5 protein-coding genes are annotated in these 1669 nt (G+C 48.1%); all 5 read right to left on the reverse strand.

The genetic code is table 11. The features are described 5' to 3' along the window. Window positions 1-206 precede the first annotated feature (206 nt). A complete protein-coding gene (locus CKO42_RS26430) occupies window positions 207-443 on the reverse strand; it encodes a hypothetical protein (protein ID WP_200252510.1) in 237 nt (78 codons plus the stop codon). A 4-nt stretch (window positions 444-447) separates the two neighbouring features. Further along, a complete protein-coding gene (locus CKO42_RS26435) occupies window positions 448-684 on the reverse strand; it encodes a hypothetical protein (protein ID WP_200252513.1) in 237 nt (78 codons plus the stop codon). A 42-nt stretch (window positions 685-726) separates the two neighbouring features. Further along, complete coding sequence (locus CKO42_RS26440) at window positions 727-936, reverse strand: hypothetical protein (RefSeq protein WP_200252518.1); 210 nt, start codon at window positions 934-936, stop codon at window positions 727-729. Between the two features lie 114 nt (window positions 937-1050). After that, the gene (locus CKO42_RS26445; protein WP_200252521.1) at window positions 1051-1206 is read right to left on the reverse strand and encodes a hypothetical protein; all 156 of its coding nucleotides are present in this window, start codon (window positions 1204-1206) and stop codon (window positions 1051-1053) included. A gap of 226 nt (window positions 1207-1432) precedes the next feature. After that, a partial coding sequence (locus CKO42_RS26450; RefSeq protein ID WP_207148842.1) for a hypothetical protein occupies window positions 1433-1669 on the reverse strand: 237 nt, incomplete at its 5' end.

The following is a 1669-nucleotide window of genomic DNA, read 5'->3' on the forward strand; positions in this document are numbered from 1 at the left end:
TCTTCCGACCAGAGCGTCGCTATCCGCCAGAGGCGCAACACGCGATACGGGTGGGTGGCTAGCCCTTACCCGACCGGGACTTTCACCCGGCAAGAAGCGCCAAGCTGCGCTTGGCGCACTAACGCCAAGCTCAGCCGAGATGGTTGAGCGAGAGCGAAACCGGCTTCGGCTGGAGCACCGTGTTAGGCCGACAATTGATTCTGTGGTCACGCCGCGCGGAAAAGCGCTTGTTCCAAAGCCATGGGAATACTTAAAGGGTAAAAGCGATCCTTTGCGTATGCATAATCCTCGCCGCTTTCGTCGATGACCCGAAAATATCCATGAGATTCCGCGCTTTCGTCGGTCAAAATTTCATAGATTTTTCCGATTTCCAGAGACGCCGGATATCCGTCGTTGTTGATGCAGACCGCAAAAGTAGAACTTTCTGTTTGGGGGGTATTCATGATGCTAGTCAAGAAGCGGTAATTTGAGTTTAAATTCTTTCTTGCCGATGCCGTGAGCTTCGTACCAATGGATCTCAGCTGTATGAACAGTGCCATCCAACAAACGGACGGCCGCAAAACCTTTCAATTTTCTCCATTTTCCGCGCCCGTATTGTCTATTCAGCCTCGTTAAAGCTCGGATTCCTGTTCCGGTCGCAATAGGCTGAATTTCCCTTATGCTACCGACGATTTCGAAATCCATAGAAAGTCAACAAGTGTTGTTCGTTATCGCCTAACGCCACGCTCAGCCGAGCCGGTTGAGCGAGAGCGAAACCGGCTTCGGCTGGAGCACCGAGTTAGGCTTATTAGACTTCCAAATTAATCGCTTTGACTCCAACTGGCGTCGTTCCGCATCTTCAGCGATGGCAGCAATGCTTCCACCAAATCGTTCAGAAATTTCTTCGCGCGTTTGATGTATTTGGTTGATTACTGAATCAGAATTGCTATATGTCATCGCCTATCAACTCCTCTGGAGTACAAATTATAGGGATTGGAATACCCTTCTTTACAAGCAAATCGTGAATGCGAGGAAGTATTTTTGCATTTGCGATATGTTTACAGTTCCAGGTCAATAGATACTGTATCTCGTGATATGCAACGGTCGCGATGTGAAGCGCATCACTTGGGCTTTTTCGGGTAGGACACCAAGCGACATAATATCATCTGCAAGTGTCACAATTTCAGGCGCATGCGGCAAAAGCGGAATATCATCAAGCAGCAGCATACGTTCTGCTGCAAGCGTGGAGTTTCCTGCTGAAGCTTCATCAATTACATATTGCGAGATGACAAGCTCGTATTGACAGCGCTACTCATTCCACCAGCGATGCGTCAGCAGTTGACGTGCTGCCGTTACGATTTGGCTACTTGGCTTTTGGCGCAAGTAGCTAACAATTGATGTTTCAACGTAAACGGTTTGCATGTTGCTAATCTTTTGCGCCTAACGACCAAGATCACCGGCCACTGAGTAGCGATAGCGGAGCAGTGGTCCGGTGAAGCGACTTGTTAGCGGGTGTTTGTTTAAGCGGCGGCTCAACAAAAGGATGACCCATATGAATATGTCCTTTTTCAGATTTCTTTAAATCTTCGTAGATTGCGCGCAAGTCATGGTTAAACCTTGCAGCATGAGCTTCTCTATTTGATCTAACTTCTTCTATGATTTCGTCAATTGCCATCTTCTTCACCAAGGA

The organism is Lamprobacter modestohalophilus (assembly GCF_016583905.1).
GTDB lineage: Bacteria > Pseudomonadota > Gammaproteobacteria > Chromatiales > Chromatiaceae > Lamprobacter > Lamprobacter modestohalophilus.

What these genes read in the sequence shown, in the direction of transcription:
- CKO42_RS26430 (WP_200252510.1), bottom strand. Translation starts at nt 443, where the DNA reads ATGAATACCCCCCAAACAGAAAGTTCTACTTTTGCGGTCTGCATCAAC.
- CKO42_RS26435 (WP_200252513.1), bottom strand. Translation starts at nt 684, where the DNA reads ATGGATTTCGAAATCGTCGGTAGCATAAGGGAAATTCAGCCTATTGCG.
- CKO42_RS26440 (WP_200252518.1), bottom strand. Translation starts at nt 936, where the DNA reads ATGACATATAGCAATTCTGATTCAGTAATCAACCAAATACATCAAACG.
- CKO42_RS26445 (WP_200252521.1), bottom strand. Translation starts at nt 1,206, where the DNA reads ATGCTGCTGCTTGATGATATTCCGCTTTTGCCGCATGCGCCTGAAATT.